General features: G+C 48.0%; 17 protein-coding genes, 2 tRNA genes, 1 rRNA gene, 1 pseudogene and 1 riboswitch (1 of these 22 only partly in view). Of the genes and pseudogenes, 20 read left to right on the top strand and 1 reads right to left on the bottom strand.

What is annotated here, in order from left to right:
• Positions 1-36 precede the first annotated feature (36 nt).
• The gene (locus DXA57_RS12340) at positions 37-1,713 is read left to right on the top strand and encodes an AAA family ATPase (protein WP_117767649.1); all 1,677 of its coding nucleotides are present in this window, start codon (positions 37-39) and stop codon (positions 1,711-1,713) included.
• Entirely contained in the window at positions 1,713-2,039 is a 327-nt protein-coding gene (locus DXA57_RS12335; RefSeq protein ID WP_117767648.1) for a DUF2752 domain-containing protein, read from the top strand. The genes DXA57_RS12340 and DXA57_RS12335 overlap by 1 nt, the downstream gene beginning before the upstream one ends.
• Before the next feature lie 50 nt (positions 2,040-2,089).
• Here DXA57_RS12335 and DXA57_RS12330 read toward each other — a convergent pair whose 3' ends face one another.
• Positions 2,090-2,665, bottom strand: a complete 576-nt coding sequence (locus DXA57_RS12330; protein WP_117767647.1) for a hypothetical protein — start codon at positions 2,663-2,665, stop codon at positions 2,090-2,092.
• 182 nt (positions 2,666-2,847) lie between these two features.
• Here DXA57_RS12330 and DXA57_RS12325 point away from each other — a divergent pair, with 182 nt between their 5' ends.
• The 18 genes and pseudogenes from DXA57_RS12325 to DXA57_RS12240 all read left to right on the top strand — a co-directional run.
• Positions 2,848-5,013, top strand: a complete 2,166-nt coding sequence (locus tag DXA57_RS12325) for a Tex family protein (protein ID WP_117767646.1) — start codon at positions 2,848-2,850, stop codon at positions 5,011-5,013.
• Positions 5,010-5,297, top strand: a pseudogene (locus tag DXA57_RS17835) (cysteine-rich small domain-containing protein); the annotation flags it as partial. The gene DXA57_RS12325 and the pseudogene DXA57_RS17835, both read left to right, overlap by 4 nt.
• Positions 5,298-5,488: 191 nt before the next feature.
• Positions 5,489-5,824 (top strand): hypothetical protein, encoded by a 336-nt coding sequence (locus DXA57_RS12315; protein WP_117767644.1) that lies wholly within the window; start codon positions 5,489-5,491, stop codon positions 5,822-5,824.
• A 124-nt stretch (positions 5,825-5,948) separates the two neighbouring features.
• On the top strand, positions 5,949-6,905 hold the full coding sequence (locus DXA57_RS12310; protein ID WP_117767643.1) for a glycosyltransferase family 2 protein: 957 nt from the start codon (positions 5,949-5,951) through the stop codon (positions 6,903-6,905).
• Between the two features lie 29 nt (positions 6,906-6,934).
• The gene (locus DXA57_RS12305) at positions 6,935-8,140 is read left to right on the top strand and encodes a MalY/PatB family protein (protein WP_117767642.1); all 1,206 of its coding nucleotides are present in this window, start codon (positions 6,935-6,937) and stop codon (positions 8,138-8,140) included.
• A 148-nt stretch (positions 8,141-8,288) separates the two neighbouring features.
• A complete protein-coding gene (gene lon, locus DXA57_RS12300; RefSeq protein ID WP_117767711.1) occupies positions 8,289-10,559 on the top strand; it encodes an endopeptidase La in 2,271 nt (756 codons plus the stop codon).
• Between the two features lie 33 nt (positions 10,560-10,592).
• Positions 10,593-10,711: riboswitch (FMN riboswitch) on the top strand.
• A gap of 137 nt (positions 10,712-10,848) precedes the next feature.
• Entirely contained in the window at positions 10,849-11,475 is a 627-nt protein-coding gene (locus DXA57_RS12295; RefSeq protein WP_117767710.1) for an ECF transporter S component, read from the top strand.
• 20 nt (positions 11,476-11,495) lie between these two features.
• Positions 11,496-12,101, top strand: coding sequence for an NUDIX hydrolase (locus DXA57_RS12290; protein WP_117767641.1), 606 nt, complete (start codon positions 11,496-11,498; stop codon positions 12,099-12,101).
• A 123-nt stretch (positions 12,102-12,224) separates the two neighbouring features.
• The gene (gene tsaE, locus DXA57_RS12285; protein ID WP_117767640.1) at positions 12,225-12,653 is read left to right on the top strand and encodes a tRNA (adenosine(37)-N6)-threonylcarbamoyltransferase complex ATPase subunit type 1 TsaE; all 429 of its coding nucleotides are present in this window, start codon (positions 12,225-12,227) and stop codon (positions 12,651-12,653) included.
• Positions 12,654-12,731: 78 nt separating this feature from the next.
• The gene (gene tsaB, locus DXA57_RS12280; RefSeq protein WP_117767639.1) at positions 12,732-13,442 is read left to right on the top strand and encodes a tRNA (adenosine(37)-N6)-threonylcarbamoyltransferase complex dimerization subunit type 1 TsaB; all 711 of its coding nucleotides are present in this window, start codon (positions 12,732-12,734) and stop codon (positions 13,440-13,442) included.
• The gene (gene rimI, locus DXA57_RS12275; RefSeq protein ID WP_117767638.1) at positions 13,436-13,918 is read left to right on the top strand and encodes a ribosomal protein S18-alanine N-acetyltransferase; all 483 of its coding nucleotides are present in this window, start codon (positions 13,436-13,438) and stop codon (positions 13,916-13,918) included. The genes tsaB and rimI overlap by 7 nt, the downstream gene beginning before the upstream one ends.
• 37 nt (positions 13,919-13,955) lie before the next feature.
• Positions 13,956-14,180 (top strand): hypothetical protein, encoded by a 225-nt coding sequence (locus DXA57_RS12270; RefSeq protein WP_117767637.1) that lies wholly within the window; start codon positions 13,956-13,958, stop codon positions 14,178-14,180.
• Positions 14,181-14,341: 161 nt separating this feature from the next.
• Positions 14,342-15,253, top strand: a complete 912-nt coding sequence (locus tag DXA57_RS12265; RefSeq protein ID WP_117767636.1) for a ribonuclease Z — start codon at positions 14,342-14,344, stop codon at positions 15,251-15,253.
• Between the two features lie 3 nt (positions 15,254-15,256).
• Entirely contained in the window at positions 15,257-16,285 is a 1,029-nt protein-coding gene (gene tsaD / locus DXA57_RS12260) for a tRNA (adenosine(37)-N6)-threonylcarbamoyltransferase complex transferase subunit TsaD (RefSeq protein WP_117767635.1), read from the top strand.
• Positions 16,286-16,305: 20 nt separating this feature from the next.
• On the top strand, positions 16,306-17,007 hold the full coding sequence (gene ispD, locus DXA57_RS12255; RefSeq protein WP_117767634.1) for a 2-C-methyl-D-erythritol 4-phosphate cytidylyltransferase: 702 nt from the start codon (positions 16,306-16,308) through the stop codon (positions 17,005-17,007).
• A 125-nt stretch (positions 17,008-17,132) separates the two neighbouring features.
• Positions 17,133-17,218: transfer RNA gene (locus tag DXA57_RS12250), tRNA-Ser, on the top strand.
• A gap of 61 nt (positions 17,219-17,279) precedes the next feature.
• Positions 17,280-17,369: transfer RNA gene (locus tag DXA57_RS12245), tRNA-Ser, on the top strand.
• 228 nt (positions 17,370-17,597) lie between these two features.
• Positions 17,598-18,786 (top strand): 16S ribosomal RNA (locus DXA57_RS12240); it runs 443 nt beyond the window's last position.

The following is an 18,786-nucleotide window of genomic DNA, read 5'->3' as shown; positions in this document are numbered from 1 at the left end:
ATCATCAGAACATGAGAAGAAAGGAGCGCGGTTGTCATGTTGAACTTAAATATTCCTGTAGGCATTTCAGATTTTTGGGAAATCCGGAAAAACAATTATTATTATGTGGATAAGACCGCGCTGATCAGCGAGCTTTTGAAGACGGCAGGGACGAAGGTGACACTGGTCACCCGGCCACGGCGTTTTGGAAAAACCCTGGGAATGAGCATGCTGGCTGATTTTTTTGATATCAGGATGGACAGCAGAGAGATTTTTGACGGGCTGGAGATAGCGAAAGATACGTATCTGTGTGAGAAATGGAGAAATAAATACCCTACGATCTTCCTTTCTTTCAAAGATGTGGATGGTCTTACTTTTTCCAGCGCTTATGACATGCTCTCTGTGACGATCACGGAGCTTTATAAGGAGCATCTCTATCTTCTTGAGAGTGAGAGAATCAGTGTGTATGACAAAGAGATCATCAGCCGGATCGCGAAAGAGGAGGCGTCAAAGACAGACATCAGAAAAAGCCTGGAACTTCTGATTCGTGTCATGCAACAGCATTATGGGAAAGAAGTGATCGTTCTTCTAGATGAATATGATGTTCCGTTGGCAAAAGCCAGCAGCAACGGGTATTATGAAGAGATGCTGGAAATCATTCGGAGTATGATGGGAATGGCTTTAAAAGATAATCGTTCCCTGAAGTTTGCAGTGATTACCGGTTGTTTAAAAATTGCAAAGGAGAGTATCTTTACTGGAATGAACAATTTGGTCTCCGATACGATCACAGATTCCAGATTAAACGAATATTTTGGTTTTACACAGGAAGATGTGGACCGTATGCTGCATGAGGCGGAGGCAGGAGAGTACGCTGCGGATATAAAGGCGTGGTATGACGGTTATCACTTTGGTGACTTTGATGTTTACTGTCCTTGGGATGTGATGAATTATTTGCGGGATCTTCAATATAATCCCGAGGCGAAACCTCGTGGGTACTGGCAGAATACCAGCGATAATGCGATTATCCGTTCATTTATCGATTATGCCGGCAGTAACATTACCCGGAAGTTGGAGACGCTTCTCGCAGGAGGCTTTATTATTCAGAGCATTGATGAAAATCTCACCTATGATTACCTTCACTCTTCAGAAGAAAATCTCTGGAGTGTCTTATATCTTACCGGATATCTGACCAAAATGAGAGAATCCGAGCTTTCGCAAAAATTACCGGATGAAACCTTTGCACTGACAATTCCAAATGCCGAGATTCGGGAAATTTTTGAAAAAACGGTGGTTCGCTGGTTCTCAGACAGTGCGAAAAACTGGAACAGGAAAGCACTCTTTGAGGCTGTCTGGAAGGGCGACAGTGAGAAGCTTACCAGAGAGATGAATCTGCTTCTTCGGAAGACGATCAGTTATCACGATTATCGGGAAGACTTTTACCATGCCTTTCTGGCTGGGATTTTTGCCGGAGCAGGCTATACTGTAGAGTCCAACCGGGAACACGGAGAGGGCAGAAGCGATGTGGTAGTCTATGATTCCGTAAATGGAAAAGCAGCAGTTTTTGAAGCAAAATATGCGAAAACGCTGGAAAAAATGGAAGCAGGCTGTGAAGAAGCACTGAAACAGATAGACAGCCGCAGATATGCGGAAGAGTTGGAAGATGAGTACGACAGCGTCCTTTGTTATGGAATTGCTTTTTTCAAGAAACGCTGTCTGGTAAGGAGAAAAGAGTAATGTTCCGGTTTCCGCCCTGCCTTTTCCATCTGGCTACCGGCTATTACTGTCCCGGCTGCGGCGGCACGAGGGCGATAACGTCCCTTCTTCACGGTCAGATTCTTAACTCCTTTCTCTATCACCCGGTTGTCCTCTATGCGGCGGGGCTTTTTCTGCGAATTTTCGTTGTTTCCGGTCTGGAGACTGTAAGAAGCGGCCATTTTTCCTGTAGCCAGAAGCTGAAAAAATATGACATTTTCTGGATCCTTTTTCTTACGATCGCCCATTTCCTGCTCATCAACGCCTTAAAGGCTTTTTGGGGCCTGGATCTTCTGGAACAGATATGAAAAATCCCCTGTTTCCTTGCAAAAACAAGGAGCAGGGGATTTTTTTCATGTTAGATCGCCGGCCCCGGGGATGGAGAAGAACTCTGGCCGCCATAGGGATTGGAGCCGTAGGGGCTTGTTTCGTAGGGAGAGCTGCCGCTGTAGGGATCGCTGACATAGGGCGTGTCGTCGATGTAGGGAATCTCGGTCTCCGGCGTCTGCTGTTCACCGCCAGAAGAATTTCCATCTTCATCGTCACCGAAGAAATCTTTCAGGATATTGCTCTCGCCGTTATCCTGCGCTTCCGTTTCACTTCCGGAATTATAATATTCCATATAATCCTTCATTCTCTGCTGAAATTCAGGAGAAGAGAAAAGATCCTTATAATGATAGACCGTGTAGGAAGTAAGTCCGACCGTCAACACCAGACCGGCAGCAGAGATGCAAAGACCGGTTTTTGCACGGGTGGACATATGTTCCTTACGGCCTCTGGAAAGGAGAGCCAGCAGGATGCCGATAGCGGCACAGGGAATGGAAAGGTAGAAGCAGGTGCTTCCGATCAGGGCCAGGATGCCTAAGATGATGGCAGCCGTTTCCATACCGCTGTGAGCAGGCTCCGGGTTCTGATTGTAATCGTGATCGTTCATAAAAAAACCTCGTATTTTTCTGTAGAGTAAGGGTAATGCCTGTGACCAGTATACCGCAACCCTTCCGTCTCTTCAAGGGGAAAATCCCTTTAGGAACTTTACAATACTACAGCCTGCGTGGTAAAATGAGCCGTGAATCAGTCAGACAAAAAACAGAAAAGGAATTATTTCGAGGTGTAACAATGGAAATCAATAAGCAACTGGCAAAAGAACTGGAGGTTCAGGAGTGGCAGGTAGACGCTGCCGTGAAGCTCATCGATGAGGGAAACACGATCCCCTTCATTTCCCGTTACCGGAAAGAAGCCACCGGTTCCCTGAATGACGAAATTTTAAGAAAACTTTTTGAACGGCTGACCTATCTTCGAAATCTGGAAGAGAAAAAGCAGCAGGTTCTTTCTGTGATAGAAGAGCAGGGCAAACTGACACCGGAGCTGAAAAAACAGATCCTGGCAGCAGAGACCCTCGTGGTGGTGGATGATCTCTACCGCCCCTACCGTCCGAAACGGCGGACCAGAGCTACAATCGCAAAGGAAAAAGGTCTGGAGCCTCTGGCAAATCTCATCCGCCTGCAGCTGACAAAGCGTCCATTGGAGGAAGATGCAAAAGCTTTCCTTTCTGAGAAAAAAGAAGTCCTCACGGTGGAGGATGCCTTGAACGGAGCCAGAGACATTCTGGCAGAGGCCATTTCTGACGAGGCGGATTACCGGATCCATATCCGTGACCTCACAATGAAAGAGGGAACGCTCATTTCCACGGCGCGGGACGAGAAAGCCCAGTCCGTCTATGAGAATTACTACAGCTACGAAGAGCCGGTATCCAAAGTGGCAGGTCACCGGATCCTGGCGATCAACCGTGGTGAAAAGGAAAAATTCCTGACCGTAAAAGTGGGCGCTCCTGAGGAGCGGATCCTTCGTTATCTTGAAAAAATGGTGATCTCCAATGGAAATCCCCACACTACACCTGTGTTAAAAGAGGTCATTGCTGACAGCTACGGTCGTCTCATCGCCCCGGCCATCGAGCGTGAGATCCGCAACGTTCTGACGGAGAAGGCGGAGGATGGAGCTATCACAGTCTTCGGCAAAAACCTGACCCAGCTTCTGATGCAGCCGCCAATCGCAGGCCAGGTGGTCCTGGGCTGGGATCCGGCTTTCCGTACCGGCTGTAAACTGGCCGTTGTGGATGCCACCGGAAAAGTGCTGGATACCACGGTGATCTATCCAACAGCCCCCACGACGGAAAAGAAGATCCATGATGCCAAGGAGACACTGAAAAAGCTCATCTCCAAATATCATGTGACCCTGTTTTCCGTAGGAAACGGAACCGCATCCCGTGAGTCCGAGCAGATCATCGTGGAGCTCTTAAAAGAGATTCCGGAAAAAGTCCAGTATGTCATTGTTAATGAAGCCGGTGCGTCTGTTTATTCCGCCAGTGCCCTGGCTACGGAAGAGTTCCCGAATTTTGATGTGGGACAGAGAAGTGCCGCTTCTATCGCACGCCGTCTTCAGGACCCGCTGGCAGAACTTGTAAAAATCGATCCGAAATCCATCGGTGTAGGTCAGTATCAGCACGACTGTAATCAGAAAAAGCTGGGCGAAACCCTGACCGGTGTGGTGGAAGACTGCGTAAATAAGGTTGGCGTGGACTTAAATACCGCTTCTGCTTCCCTTCTGGGCTATGTTTCCGGTATCAGCAAGGCCATTGCGAAGAACATTGTCGCATACCGTGAGGAAAACGGCCGCTTCGGAACGAGAAAAGAGCTTCTCAAAGTTGCCAAACTGGGTCCGAAAGCCTACGAGCAGTGTGCCGGTTTCCTTCGGATCCCCGGTGGGGAGAATCTTTTGGATAACACCGGTGTTCATCCGGAGTCCTATGAGGCAGCAGAGAAACTTCTGAAGAGTCTTGGCTATAGTGCAGAGGATGTAAAGGGCGGAAATCTGAAAGATCTTGGCCGGAAGATCAGAGACTATAAGAAGACAGCAGAAACTCTTGGCATCGGTGAACCGACGCTCCGTGACATTGTCAAAGAGCTGGAGAAGCCCGGACGTGATCCCCGTGATGAGATGCCGCGTCCCATCCTTCGAAGCGATGTTATGGATATGAAGGATCTGAAACCTGGTATGATCTTAAAAGGAACGGTCCGCAATGTTATCGACTTTGGTGCGTTTGTGGATATCGGTGTTCATCAGGACGGTCTGGTGCACATTTCTCAGATGAGTGACAAGAAATTTGTCAAGCATCCGCTGGATGTAGTGAGTGTTGGAGATATTGTGGATGTCAGAGTACTGGATGTGGATCTGACTAAGAAGCGGATCTCTCTTTCCATGAAGCTGGGAGAGGAAAAACGATGAGCGAAAAGCCTTATTGGGAGGGAAAAGAGTATTCCTTCGTCTGTCATAAAGAATGTGAATATTTTCCCTGCCATAAAACCAACGATCCGGACAATTTCAACTGTCTGTTCTGTTACTGTCCGCTGTATGCGCTGGGGGATGCCTGCGGCGGTAATTTCCGTTTCACAGAGAAAGGTATTAAGGATTGTACCAACTGTCTCCTTCCCCATGTGCGGAAAAACTATGGCTATGTGACGGGAAAATACAGTGAGATCATGGAAGTTGCCGGGAAAAACCGGAAGGAAAACAGGGAGCTGATCCGGAAAACAGCGGAAGAACTGAAAGCTTTGACAGAGGAAGGCCTCACAGAGGAATCTGCTGAAAGCCGGAAAGACCGCCTGGAAAAAATCCGGGAACTGACGGAAAGACTTGTGGCTGCCAGTGGCGCGGATGCGTGTGAAAAATGATTCGAATACCCTTAAAAGGGGGTGAAAATATGCTGATTTTTATGAAACTCTGTTGTCTTTTCGTTATGGAAGTTTTTGCAGCAGTCATTTTTCTGGAAGGGATCCTTCAGTGGAAACAGAAAGAACCGGTGCGATTCTGGTCGGAAGAAGCAGCAGTGGAGGAAAGCCGTGTGAAAAATGTGGAAATCTATAACCGGGTTCATGGTTCGCTGTGGATAATTTTAGGCGGCGTTTCCATGGTCTCCCTGATCGTCAATTATCTGACGGGAACAGCGCATACCGGTTTCACGGTTCTCTGCGGGATCGTGGTCATGTTTCTGGTACACCAGATCTCATTGCTTTGCATGATGGAAAGATCAAAATAGGAAAAAGTTTTCGGCGGGCCAAAAGCCCGCCGCTTTCCTTAAATTTCCCTAAAAACATTGTAAGCCGCCTGCAAACGGATTATACTGAAGGAAAAGCAGAAAAAGACAGGAGGAAAAGCATCAGATGAATCCGACAGTCAGTATCATCGTCCCTGTGTATAACGGGGAACTTTTTCTGAAACGCTGTGTGGACAGCATTTTGAAACAGGATTATAAAGATTTTGAACTGATCCTGGCAGATGACGGAAGTACAGACGGTTCCGCCGCTATCTGTGATGAATATGCGGCATCAGATCCACGGGTTCTGGTGATCCATAAAGAAAATTCCGGTGTTTCCGATACCAGAAACCGGGCTATGCGCCATGCAAAAGGAACGTATCTCCAGTTTGTGGACTGTGACGACTGGCTTACTGTGGATGCCACAGGGCTTATGACGAAGGCTGCCATGGAGCATGAAAGCGATCTGGTGATTGCCGACTTTTATCGGGTTTCCGGAAAAAAAGTTTCCCGAAAAGGCGACATTGAGGAAGAGAGGGAACTGAACCGCGAAGAATTTGCCGGGTTTATGATGGAAAAACCGGCCGATTTTTATTACGGTGTTCTCTGGAACAAGCTTTTCCGCCGGGAACTGGTAGAAAAATATCACCTTTATATGGATACCGGAATCAGCTGGTGTGAGGATTTTATGTTTAATCTGGAATATATCCGTCAGGCGGAGCGGTTTTATGTGCTCCGTTCTCCGGTCTATTATTATGTGAAGACCAAAGGTTCTCTGGCCAGTCAGGGAATGAGTCTTTCCAAAACGATCCAGATGAAACGTATGGTCTTTGAGTATTACAACAGTTTTTACAAACATGTGCTGGAAGAGGAGGAATATGAGAAAAACCGCTTACAGGTTTATCGTTTTCTGGTGGATGCGGCACGCGACGGCATCGTTCCTCCGGTGATCTTTCCAGGCTCTGTCCGGTTGGGGGAGGAACAGCAGTGTCTGGATAAATGTCTTTCTGACAAACACAGAAAACGAGAAAAACGTCCGCTTTACAGAAACAGAAAAAAAGCTTATACTGAGAAATGGCAATAACTATTTTGGGAGAAGGAGTACAAACGAAAATGAAGTATGATTTTACGACAATCTATGACCGCCACGGAATGGATGCCCTGGCAGTCGATGCGATGGGAGACGGTCATGCACCGGATCTTCCGAAGGAGGGATTTGATGCCATTCCCATGTGGGTGGCCGATATGAATTTTGCTACCGTTCCTACCGTACAGGAAGAAATGATCAAGAGGATCCAGCATCCGCTGTTCGGTTATTTTCCGGCATCAGAGGAATATTTTGATTCTATTATCCGCTGGCAGAAGATCCGGAATGGTGTTGATGGTCTGAGCAGAGAGCATATCGGTTATGAGAACGGCGTCCTCGGCGGAGTGATTTCCGCGCTTGGTGCTTTTGCAGTTCCGGGAGACAGTGTGCTGCTTCACAGTCCTACTTATGTTGGTTTTACACGCTGCATCACTGACAGCGGTTTCCATATCGTACACAGCCCGTTGAAAAAAGACGAAAACGGCGTATGGCGTATGGATTATGAGGATATGGATGCAAAACTGAAGGCAAATAAGATCCATGTGGCAGTTTTCTGCAGCCCCCACAATCCCTGCGGCCGTGTCTGGGAAAAATGGGAGATCGAGAAAGCCATGGAAGTCTACAGAGCGAATGACTGCGTGGTGATTTCCGATGAGATCTGGTCTGACCTGATCCTTCCCGGAAACCATCATACGCCGACTCAGAGCGTCAGCGAGGATGCCAGCAACCGTACGATTGCTTTTTATGCGCCGACCAAGACATTCAATCTGGCCGGACTGGTGGGAAGTTATCATATCGTTTATAATAAATATCTCCGGGACCGCCTGATCTCCAAGGCTGAGAAAACAGAGTATAATTCCATGAACGTTCTTTCCATGCATGCCCTTATCGGTGCTTACCGGCCGGAAGGCTATGAGTGGGTGGACGAACTTTGTCAGGTCATTGACGGAAACATGGAGTTCGCCTGCAATTATATCAGAGAACACTTTGAGGGCGTCCGTGTGAGCCGTCCCCAGGGAACCTACATGCTTTTCGTGGATTTTGAAGGCTGGTGCCAAAAGACTGGAAAAAGCATGGATCAGCTGATCAAGGCCGGCTGGGATGTTGGTGTAGCATGGCAGGATGGCAGACCCTTCCATGGCGAATATTGCATCCGTATCAATCTGGCACTTCCTCTTTCCAGAGTGAAAGAAGCTTTTGACCGCCTGAATAAATACGTGATCAACGCATAAAGAAAACGAACAGAAAGACAGACTGGAGATAGAAAATCCAGCCTGTCTTTTTTTGCTTGCATTTTTCGTCAAAGAGGTATACAATACAACAAATAAATATCAGCACTCAACTTAAACGAGTGCTAACAAAAAGGAGGAGTGACAGATGATGTTTACAATGCCGGTCTATGATATGATGCTGCTTCCGGGTGTAACGTTCTATTTTAAAAATGATATTTTTCAGCAGATGGGCAGTCAGGATGCCAAAACCGGAGATGATGTCCTTTTCCTGATGCAAAGATCGGATAAAGACAGAAAAGACCTGACAGCAGAGGATTTTTATCCCATTGGTATTTCTGGAAAACTGGATTCTCAAGACAGTGAGGGAAATATCAGGATACGGACATTGGCAAGAGTGGATGTTTCCGATCTGGAAATGACAGAGGATGGAGTCCTGGCCAATGCAAGTATCCGGCCGGAAACGGAAGATATCAGCGCCGAGGAAGAAAAAGAAATTTTTGAACGGGTAAAAAATGTCCTTTTAAATTATATCAGCCAGTTCCAGTGGGGCGTGCTGGCTCAGAATTACATTCTTCACTGGAAAAATCTGGAAGAGATGCTTTGTGCAGTTTCCGGTTATGTCCACATTCCCTGGGAGGATAAATACCATATCCTGGAGACGGATTCCAGAAAAGAACGCTGCGAGCTCATCGAAAAAGCCATCCGGGAGGCAATTGAGGTGAACCGGGTAGGCATGGAGGCGGAAAATGCCCAGAAAGAGGACCATGACCGTCTTTATCGGGAGGCCGCTCTGAAAAAACAGATCGAACTTCTGCAGCAGGAGCTTGATGATATGCATCCGGAAAATATTTCCGATGTGCGTCGCTTTGAACAGAAGATCGAAGCTTCCGGTATGAGCGGAGAAGCCAGAAAAGAAGCGGAAAAGATCCTGAACCGAATGAAACAGGAGGGACAGGAGGGCCATGAGTATGGGATCCATTATGAGTATCTGGACTTTATGACTTCCCTTTCCTGGAAGCAGGAACCTGCTGCCAAGATCGATCTGAACGAGGCAGAAAAAATACTGGATGAGGATCACTACGGGCTTCGTAAGGTGAAAGAAAGGATCATCCAGCAGCTTGCAGTCATGGCGTTGAATAAGAAGCAGTCCGGTTCCGTCCTGCTTTTTGTGGGAGCTCCCGGTACGGGTAAAACCAGCATCGGCCAGAGCATTGCCAGAGCTCTTGGGAGAAAATGTGTCCGGATCAGCCTGGGCGGTGTTCGTGATGAGGCTGAGATCCGTGGTCACAGAAGAACCTATGTGGGAGCGATGCCGGGCCGGATCATGCAGGGCATGCAGAGGGCCGGAGTCATGAATCCGGTGATGGTCCTGGATGAAGTGGATAAGCTTTCCAAAGATTATTCCGGAGATCCGGCCAGTGCCCTTCTGGAAGTGCTGGATCCGGAACAGAACAATACCTTCGCAGATCACTATATGAATGTGCCCTATGACCTTTCAAACGTGTTCTTTGTCTGCACAGCGAACTCGGCAGATACGATTCCGGAACCGCTTTTGAACCGTATGGAAGTGATCCAGTTTCCTGGCTATACGGCAGTGGAGAAATTTCAGATCGCCAGAAGACATCTTCTTCCGAAGGCCATGAAAAAAGCCGGGATCAAAACGCAGAATCTCAAAGTTACAGACGGTGCCATCAAGCGGCTGATCAGCGGTTACACGGCGGAAGCAGGAGTACGCGGACTGAAAAAGCAGCTGGATGTTCTTTGCCGGAGTGCGGCAGTAAAACTGGTAAAGGGAGAACAGAAGAGCATTACCGTCAGTGAAAAACGGCTGCCGGCTTTCCTGGGGCGTCACGAGATCCGGCATGAGCATGTACTTGCAAATAAGGAGCCGGGTGTTGTGACAGGTCTGGCCTGGACAGCAGCAGGAGGTGAGATCCTTTTCATCGAAACCTCTCTGTCTCCGGGAAAAGGCAATCTCATTCTTACCGGTCAGCTGGGGGATGTGATGAAGGAATCTGCCCGGATTGCCTTAAGTCTGGTCAAACACATGTATCCGAAAGAGGCGGCCCTGCTCGAAGATCACGATCTTCACATTCATGTTCCTGCCGGTGCCGTTCCAAAAGACGGTCCCTCTGCCGGTATCACCCTGACTACGGCTCTGGTTTCTCTTCTGACAGGAAAGCCGGTAAGTCCGGAGTTTGCCATGACTGGAGAAGTCTCACTGACAGGCCGTATCATGCCCATCGGAGGTCTTCCGGAAAAACTGATGGCAGCGGAGCGCGCCGGAGTAAAGACAGTCTTCATCCCTGAGGAAAACGAAGAAGATCTGGAAGAGGTGGCAAAAGAAGTCAAAGAAAAACTTACGATCCTTCCGGTGGGAAAAGTTACAGATGTCCTGGAAAGAGTCTTGCAATCTTAAAAAAACAGGTATATAATAAGCGCGAACAGAAAAAAGATTCTTCGGGGCGAGGTGTGATTCCTCACCGGCGGTAAAGTCCGCGACCCGCGATTAGCGGTTGATTTGGTGCAATTCCAAAACCGACAGTATAGTCTGGATGAGAGAAGAATGCTGCAGAAGCTGCTGTATGTGTATGAGTCCCGGGTATCTTTCCGATACCCGGTTTCTTTTTTTCAGCGGTTATGCAGTCATAGCGGAGACTCTCTTTTCTGAAATACGGGTTTGCCCGAAAGAGAAAAGGAGACAAAAAATGAGTTCCAACACAGCAGCAAAAACATCTGCAAACAGTATCACAAAAACAAGGATGATGGTTCAGATCGCCATGCTTTCCGCGATATCGGTAATCCTGATGCTTTTCGATATCCCGCTTCCCTTTGCACCTTCTTTTTATAAGATCGATCTCAGTGAGGTGCCCATTCTCATCGGCTGTTTTGCCATGGGACCGGCAGCAGGAGTTGCAATCGAAGCATTAAAGATCCTTCTGAACTTCATCATCAGCGGTACGATAACAGCAGGTGTTGGTGAAGTGGCAAACTTTGCCATCGGCTGTTCCATGGTACTGCCGGCAGGTCTGATCTACCGTTATCACAAGACCAGAAAACAGGCGATCATCGGAATGGCAACAGGAACCGTATCCATGGCAGTCATTGGAGGACTTTTGAATGCATTTGTTCTTCTGCCTGCTTATGCAGCACTTTTCGGAGGCATGGATGCCATTATCGGAATGGGAACGGCTGTCAATAAAAATATCACCGGACTTCAGAGCTTTGTGCTTCTGTCCGTGGTACCTTTTAACCTTGTAAAAGGTGTGGTCGTCTCTCTCGTGACCTTCCTTCTTTACAAACATGTGAGCCGGGTTCTGATCCATCAGGCGTAAATAAAGGAGAAACGGAAGCTATGCCGGAAATTAAAAATGTAACAAGAAAAACAGAAAATCCATATGTGAATCTCTATGAGCTGGAGACAAAAGACCGTGTCGGCCATGACAAAAAGTATTATGTGGCTTCCCGTGCAAAGACCGTTGCGGATCTGAAGCTTTCCACACATAATGAAAAGCCTGACGGTGTGATCATCTACGGACTTTCCAGAGAAAAAGACAAGGTTCTTTTGGTCCGTCAGTACCGCTACAGTCTGGACGAATACATTTATGAATTTCCGGCTGGGCTTGTAGATCCCGGAGAGGATTTCCGTCAGGCAGCTGTCCGTGAGGTAAAAGAGGAGACCGGCCTGACACTGGAGCCGCTCCAGCTGGAAAATGGTTATGAGCGTCCTTATTTTACCACTGTGGGAATGACAGATGAGTGCTGTTCCACTGTCTTTGGTTATGTCAGCGGAATTTTAAGCAGCGAAGGCGAGGAGGATACAGAAGACATCGAAGCTCTTCTTGTTGACCGGGAAGAAGCGAAAAGGATCCTCAAAGAGGAACGGGTGGCTATCATGGATGCCTATATGCTCATGCATTTTGTGGCAGATGACGATCCCTTTGCATTTCTGGAAAAATGAAAAAGTACCGTGAAAGCCCGTCTTTCACGGTACTTTTTTTGTGGCGCGGTTGACAAAGAATCTTCAGATGGGGTATTCTTTACTCGTATCAATCAGTAAAAAACCGCAGAAAGGTGAAAATATATGGTAATCGAGACAAGAAGCCCTGAGGAAACGTTTCAGTTTGGCGAAAAGCTGGGCCGTGAGGCGAAACCGGGGCAGATTTATACATTGAACGGCGATCTTGGTACAGGAAAGACTGTTTTCACGCAGGGCTTTGCAGCAGGGCTTGGCATTACAGAGCCGGTAAACAGCCCGACTTTTACGATCGTACAGATTTACGAAGAAGGACGCATGCCCTTTTATCATTTTGATGTATACCGCATCGGGGATGTGGAAGAGATGGATGAGGTCGGCTATGAAGACTGCTTTTATGGAGAAGGCGTCTGCCTCATTGAGTGGGCAGAACTGATTGAGGAGATCCTGCCGGAGCATGTCATTGCAGTGACCATCGAAAAAGACCTGGAACAGGGATTTGATTACAGAAAAATCACACTTACCGGTCTTGACTGAGAGAACGGGACTTTGCTTGCATCACTTTTCACGATGTAGTATAATTCATCTGACTTTTAAGATTAGAGGTAACTTTTTATGAAAATATTAGCTCTTGACAGTTCTGGTCTTGTGGCCTCTGTAGCAGTGGTGGAAGATGAAAAACTGCTTGCAGAATATACGGTAAATTACAAGAAAACGCATTCTCAGACCCTGCTCCCTATGCTGGATGAGATCGGGAAAATGATTGATCTGGATCTTTCTGCCATAGATGCGATTGCTGTGGCCGCAGGCCCGGGATCCTTTACCGGTCTTCGGATCGGTTCCGCTACGGCAAAAGGTCTGGGACTTGCTCTGGATAAACCACTCATCGCAGTGCCGACCGTTGATGCACTGGCTTATAACCTTTATGGTACGGACAAGCTGGTCTGCCCGATCATGGATGCCAGACGGAACCAGGTTTATACGGGTGTTTATGCTTTTGATGACAGGACATTGAAGGTTTTGAAACCTCAGATGGCAGTTTCTGTGGAAGAACTGACAGAAATGCTGAATGAAATGGGACAGGAGGTCCTTTTCCTCGGAGATGGTGTCCCGGTTTATCAGAAGCTTATCGATGAAAGAATGAAAGTACCCTTTCATTACGTCCCGGCACACTTGAATAAGCAAAGAGCGGCAGCAGTGGCAGCTCTGGCAGAGATTTATTTCCGGGAAGGAAAAACAGAACATGCCAGAGATCACCAGCCGGATTATCTCAGGCTTTCCCAGGCAGAACGCGAACGGGCGGCAGCGGAGAACGGCTCATGCTGATCCTTCGACAGATGGAAGAAAAAGATCTTCCACAGGTGGCAGCCATTGAGGCTTCTGTTTTTTCGCAGCCCTGGAGTGAGCAGGGGTTTTGCGATGCCCTCATGCAGAAGGACTGCCTTTATCTGGTGGCAGCGGAAGAGGAGAAGATCCTGGGCTATTGCGGTCTTTATCAATCCTTTGAAGAGGCGGATATCACCAATGTGGCGGTAATGGAAACAGAGAGGGGAAAAGGTGTGGCCCGTGCCATGCTGACGGAACTTCTGGAGCAGGGAAAAATGCGCGGTATTGCACATTTTACGCTGGAAGTCCGGGTAAGCAATGCAGGTGCGATCCATCTTTACGAAGGACTGGGCTTTGCTTCTGCAGGTGTACGCAAAAATTTTTATGATTGTCCGAAAGAGGATGCAATGATCATGTGGCGTCATGAAGCACTGGATGGAATTCCCACTGTACGCAGCCGGTCTGACTGTTTATAATGGAGCAGTAGAACGGAATGCAAAAGGGAGGATACCGATGAGAAAAGAACATGTGATTTACTGTAACCGTTGTGGGAGACAACTGAAAGGGACAGACGGTACCCCTGTGGAGGAAGGGCTTCATGTAGAAAAAAGCTGGGGATATTTTTCGGGAAAAGACGGAGAGATCCATAGTTTTGATCTCTGTGAGTCCTGTTACGATCTTTTGGTGCAGGATTTTCAGATCCCACCGGAGAAAAAAGAACAGAAAATTTTGATCTGAACGCAGAATAAGCAATCTCCTGCTTCAGGTGAGCGGAGTACTAAGCGGTGGGGCGGGGGATGCTGACGGTCCGGGAAAAAGAGGAAACGGGCTGTGATTACGAAAAAACGAGGAAAACAGGTGGAAATAAGAGATTCTGCCTGCAGATGAGGAGAGTATAAATGCTTGATGTATGTTTATTGGGAAGCGGCGGAATGATGCCTCTTCCCTATCGGTGGCTGACAGCCCTGATGATGAGATATAATGGCAGCAGTGTGCTCATCGATTGTGGTGAAGGCACACAGATCGCCATCAAGGAAAAAGGCTGGAGTTTTAAACCGATCGATGTGATCTGTTTTACTCATTATCACGGCGATCATATCAGCGGTCTCCCGGGGCTTCTTCTGACCATGGGAAATGCAGACCGTCAGGAACCGCTGACTCTCATCGGACCCAAAGGACTGGAACGTGTGGTATCGGCGCTCAGAGTCATTGCACCGGAACTGCCCTTTGAAATCCGTTATAAAGAGATACACGGACCGGAAGAAACCTTTGAGATGGATGGTTATCGTCTGAAAGCTTTCCGTGTCAATCATAATGTGCTTTGCTATGGTTATACCTTTGAGATCGACCGGAACGGACGGTTTGATGCGGTCAGAGCAAAAGAACAGGGCATTCCTTTAAGATTGTGGAATCCGCTTCAGAAAGGACAGACGATAGAGTTTGAAGGGAAAGTGTATACTCCGGACATGGTGCTTGGTCCATCCAGAAAAGGACTGAAGCTTACCTATACGACAGATACCAGACCGACCAAATCCATTGCGGAAAATGCGGCCGGATCGGATCTTTTTATCTGTGAAGGCATGTATGGAGAGCCGGATAAGGAGCAGAAAGCCGTTGAATACAAACATATGACATTCAAAGAAGCGGCACGTCTGGCAAAAGAAGCTCAGGTGAAGGAGCTCTGGCTGACACATTACAGTCCCTCTCTGACAAGACCGGAAGAATTTATGGACAGCGTGCGGAACATATTTCCGAACGCCTGGCCCGGAAAAGACGGAAAATCTGTAGACCTTACGTTTGAGGAGGATTAAAAAGTGAAAGAAAAAAAGGATATCGTGATTCTCGGGATCGAGAGTTCCTGCGATGAGACGGCTGCATCTATAGTCAGAAACGGCAGAGAGGTTTTGTCTAATGTGATCTCATCTCAGATTGCCCTTCATACGCTTTACGGTGGTGTGGTTCCCGAGATCGCTTCCAGAAAACATATCGAAAAAATCAATGTGGTGATCGAGCAGGCTCTTTCAGAAGCACAGATGACGCTGGATGATCTGGATGCCATTGGTGTTACCTATGGTCCCGGCCTTGTAGGAGCACTTCTTGTAGGAGTGTCTGAGGCAAAGGCGATCGCATATGCCAAAAAACTGCCTCTTATCGGTGTACATCATATCGAAGGTCATATTTCTGCCAATTATATAGAAAATAAAGATCTGGAACCACCTTTTGCCTGTCTGGTGGTATCCGGAGGGCATACCCACCTGGTTATCGTGAAGGATTATGGGAAATATGAGATCGTAGGACGGACAAGAGATGATGCGGCAGGAGAAGCTTTTGACAAAGTGGCCCGTGCCATCGGTCTGGGTTATCCGGGTGGTCCGAAGATCGATCGGGTTTCCAAAGAGGGAAATCCGGATGCGATCGCATTCCCGAGGGCGAAAGTGGCTGACTCTGCCTACGATTTTAGCTTCAGCGGACTGAAATCTGCCGTTTTGAATTATCTGAACGGCTGTAAGATGAAAAATATTCCCATTGTTCAGGCGGACGTGGCGGCTTCCTTTCAGAAAGCAGTTGTGGACGTTCTGGTTGATCATGCCATGCATGCAGTAGAAGAGTATGGCTTTAAAAAATTTGCCATCGCAGGTGGTGTGGCTTCCAACTCGGCTCTTCGTGCAGCCATGGAAGAAGCCTGCAGAAAACGTGGTGTGGCATTTTACCATCCCTCACCTGTTTTCTGTACGGACAATGCGGCTATGATTGGATCTGCGGCTTATTATGAGTATCTTGCCGGTACCAGAAGCGGCTGGGATCTGAATGCAGTGCCGAATCTGAAACTGGGTGAACGCTAAATGCACAAAAGGAGGGATGAATGATGAAAAACGTAGGAATCGTACTGGCAGCGGGCCGCGGGAAACGAATGCATACGACAGTACAGAAACAATATCTGCTTCTTTGCGGAAAACCTGTTCTTTACTATTCTCTGAAGGTTTTTCAAGATTGTCCTTTTATAGATGAGCTCATCCTGGTGACGGGAAAAGACGAGATCGACTATTGTCAGGAAGAAATTGTCAGAAAATTCAATCTGGATAAGGTAAAGAAGATCGTTCCGGGAGGAAAAGAACGCTATCACTCCGTATACGAAGGTTTGAAAGCTGCCGGAGAGTGTGGACTTGTCTTTATCCATGACGGAGCAAGACCTTTTGTGGATCAGGGAATCCTTGAACGGACGCGGAATGCGGCAGAAGCATTCCGTGCCTGTGTGGCCGGTATGCCGGTAAAGGACACGATCAAGCTCAGCGATGGCAGTGGAACTGCGGTGGAAACGCCCCGGAGAGATCTGGTGTGGATGGTCCAGACACCGCAGGTCTTTGACTGTGCGCTGATCCGTGAGGCTTACCGGAAGCTGATGGAGTCAGATGGAACTCTGGCGGTTACGGATGATGCGATGGTACTGGAAACAATGGAAGGGAAAAAGGTTCATCTGGTAGAAGGCTCTTATCGGAATATTAAGATCACAACACCAGAAGATCTGCTCGTTGGAGAGGCATTTTTGAAGGCGGAAAACGCATAAATACGGCCATTTTCACCATTGTGAAAACTTTTTTGAAAAAAAGTGAAATTTCCTGTTGACAAAAATGAGAAATACTGGTATCATACCAAATGTGCCGATGAGAAACAACAAAACAGCACTGACCTGGAGAGGTATCGAAGTGGTCATAACGAGGCGGTCTTGAAAACCGTTTGTCCGCAAGGGCGCGTGGGTTCGAATCCCACCCTCTCCGCTCAACGGACAAATTTCCGATAAATATTTGAACAAGCACTACTTAGTAAGTAGGGCAACTTGGAGAAGTACCCAAGCTGGCCGAAGGGGCTCCCCTGGAAAGGGAGTAGGTCGTTAACAGCGGCGCGAGGGTTCAAATCCCTCCTTCTCCGTTTCACAGAAAAAGATTTAAAAAACTTCAAAAAAGTTCTTGACAAATCAAAACTTCTGTGATACACTTTAAGAGCTGCCGCAACAGCGATGGCGAAGATAAGAACCTTGATAACTGAACAGTGACATATCCTTGAAAGTTCAAAAGAATTTAGTTCTTAAAGAACAAAACCAAAGTAAATAAAACGGGATAAAATTTAGCCAAGCGAAAATTTGATCCTGGACAAACTTTTTTAGAGAGTTTGATCCTGGCTCAGGATGAACGCTGGCGGCGTGCTTAACACATGCAAGTCGAGCGAAGCACTTATGGAGATTCTTCGGATGATCCATTTGTGACTGAGCGGCGGACGGGTGAGTAACGCGTGAGTAACCTGCCTCATACAGGGGAATAACAGTTAGAAATGACTGCTAATGCCGCATAAGCGCACAGGACCGCATGGTCTGGTGTGAAAAACTCCGGTGGTATGAGATGGACTCGCGTCTGATTAGCTAGTTGGTGAGGTAACGGCCCACCAAGGCGACGATCAGTAGCCGGCCTGAGAGGGTGAACGGCCACATTGGGACTGAGACACGGCCCAAACTCCTACGGGAGGCAGCAGTGGGGAATATTGCACAATGGGGGAAACCCTGATGCAGCGACGCCGCGTGAGTGAAGAAGTATTTCGGTATGTAAAGCTCTATCAGCAGGGAAGAAAATGACGGTACCTGACTAAGAAGCCCCGGCTAACTACGTGCCAGCAGCCGCGGTAATACGTAGGGGGCAAGCGTTATCCGGATTTACTGGGTGTAAAGGGAGCGTAGACGGCTTTGCAAGTCTGACGTGAAAATCCGGGGCTCAACCCCGGAACTGCGTTGGAAACTGTGAGGCTTGAGTGCCGGAGAGGTAAGCGGAATTCCTAGTGTAGCGGTGAAATGCGTAGATATTAGGAGGAACACCAGTGGCGAAGGCGGCTTACTGGACGGCAACTGACGTTGAGGCTCGAAAGCGTGGGGAGCAAACAGGATTAGATACCCTGGTAGTCCACGCCGTAAACGATGAATACTAGGTGTTGGGGGACAAAGTCCTTCGGTGCCGCCGCAAACGCATTAAGTATTCCACCTGGGGAGTACGTTCGCAAGAATGAAACTCAAAGGAATTGACGGGGACCCGCACAAGCGGTGGAGCATGTGGTTTAATTCGAAGCAACGCGAAGAACCTTACCAAGTCTTGACATCGATTCGCCGGGACTGTAATGAGTCCTTTCCCTTCGGGGACGAAGAAGACAGGTGGTGCATGGTTGTCGTCAGCTCGTGTCGTGAGATGTTGGGTTAAGTCCCGCAACGAGCGCAACCCTTATCTTCAGTAGCCAGCAAGTGAAGTTGGGCACTCTGGAGAGACTGCCAGGGACAACCTGGAGGAAGGTGGGGATGACGTCAAAT

Source organism: Blautia sp. OF03-15BH, from assembly GCF_003463065.1.
Taxonomy (GTDB): Bacteria; Bacillota; Clostridia; order Lachnospirales; family Lachnospiraceae; genus Limivivens.
Note: the sequence above shows the minus strand (reverse complement) of the source record. Positions and strands in the feature narration are given on the sequence as shown.

Bases quoted from the DNA above. Each gene is read 5' to 3' on its own strand.
- DXA57_RS12340 (WP_117767649.1), top strand. From the start codon at position 37: ATGTTGAACTTAAATATTCCTGTAGGCATTTCAGATTTTTGGGAAATC.
- DXA57_RS12335 (WP_117767648.1), top strand. From the start codon at position 1,713: ATGTTCCGGTTTCCGCCCTGCCTTTTCCATCTGGCTACCGGCTATTAC.
- DXA57_RS12330 (WP_117767647.1), bottom strand. From the start codon at position 2,665: ATGAACGATCACGATTACAATCAGAACCCGGAGCCTGCTCACAGCGGT.
- DXA57_RS12325 (WP_117767646.1), top strand. From the start codon at position 2,848: ATGGAAATCAATAAGCAACTGGCAAAAGAACTGGAGGTTCAGGAGTGG.
- DXA57_RS12315 (WP_117767644.1), top strand. From the start codon at position 5,489: ATGCTGATTTTTATGAAACTCTGTTGTCTTTTCGTTATGGAAGTTTTT.
- DXA57_RS12310 (WP_117767643.1), top strand. From the start codon at position 5,949: ATGAATCCGACAGTCAGTATCATCGTCCCTGTGTATAACGGGGAACTT.
- DXA57_RS12305 (WP_117767642.1), top strand. From the start codon at position 6,935: ATGAAGTATGATTTTACGACAATCTATGACCGCCACGGAATGGATGCC.
- lon (WP_117767711.1), top strand. From the start codon at position 8,289: ATGTTTACAATGCCGGTCTATGATATGATGCTGCTTCCGGGTGTAACG.
- DXA57_RS12295 (WP_117767710.1), top strand. From the start codon at position 10,849: ATGAGTTCCAACACAGCAGCAAAAACATCTGCAAACAGTATCACAAAA.
- DXA57_RS12290 (WP_117767641.1), top strand. From the start codon at position 11,496: ATGCCGGAAATTAAAAATGTAACAAGAAAAACAGAAAATCCATATGTG.
- tsaE (WP_117767640.1), top strand. From the start codon at position 12,225: ATGGTAATCGAGACAAGAAGCCCTGAGGAAACGTTTCAGTTTGGCGAA.
- tsaB (WP_117767639.1), top strand. From the start codon at position 12,732: ATGAAAATATTAGCTCTTGACAGTTCTGGTCTTGTGGCCTCTGTAGCA.
- rimI (WP_117767638.1), top strand. From the start codon at position 13,436: ATGCTGATCCTTCGACAGATGGAAGAAAAAGATCTTCCACAGGTGGCA.
- DXA57_RS12270 (WP_117767637.1), top strand. From the start codon at position 13,956: ATGAGAAAAGAACATGTGATTTACTGTAACCGTTGTGGGAGACAACTG.
- DXA57_RS12265 (WP_117767636.1), top strand. From the start codon at position 14,342: ATGCTTGATGTATGTTTATTGGGAAGCGGCGGAATGATGCCTCTTCCC.
- ispD (WP_117767634.1), top strand. From the start codon at position 16,306: ATGATGAAAAACGTAGGAATCGTACTGGCAGCGGGCCGCGGGAAACGA.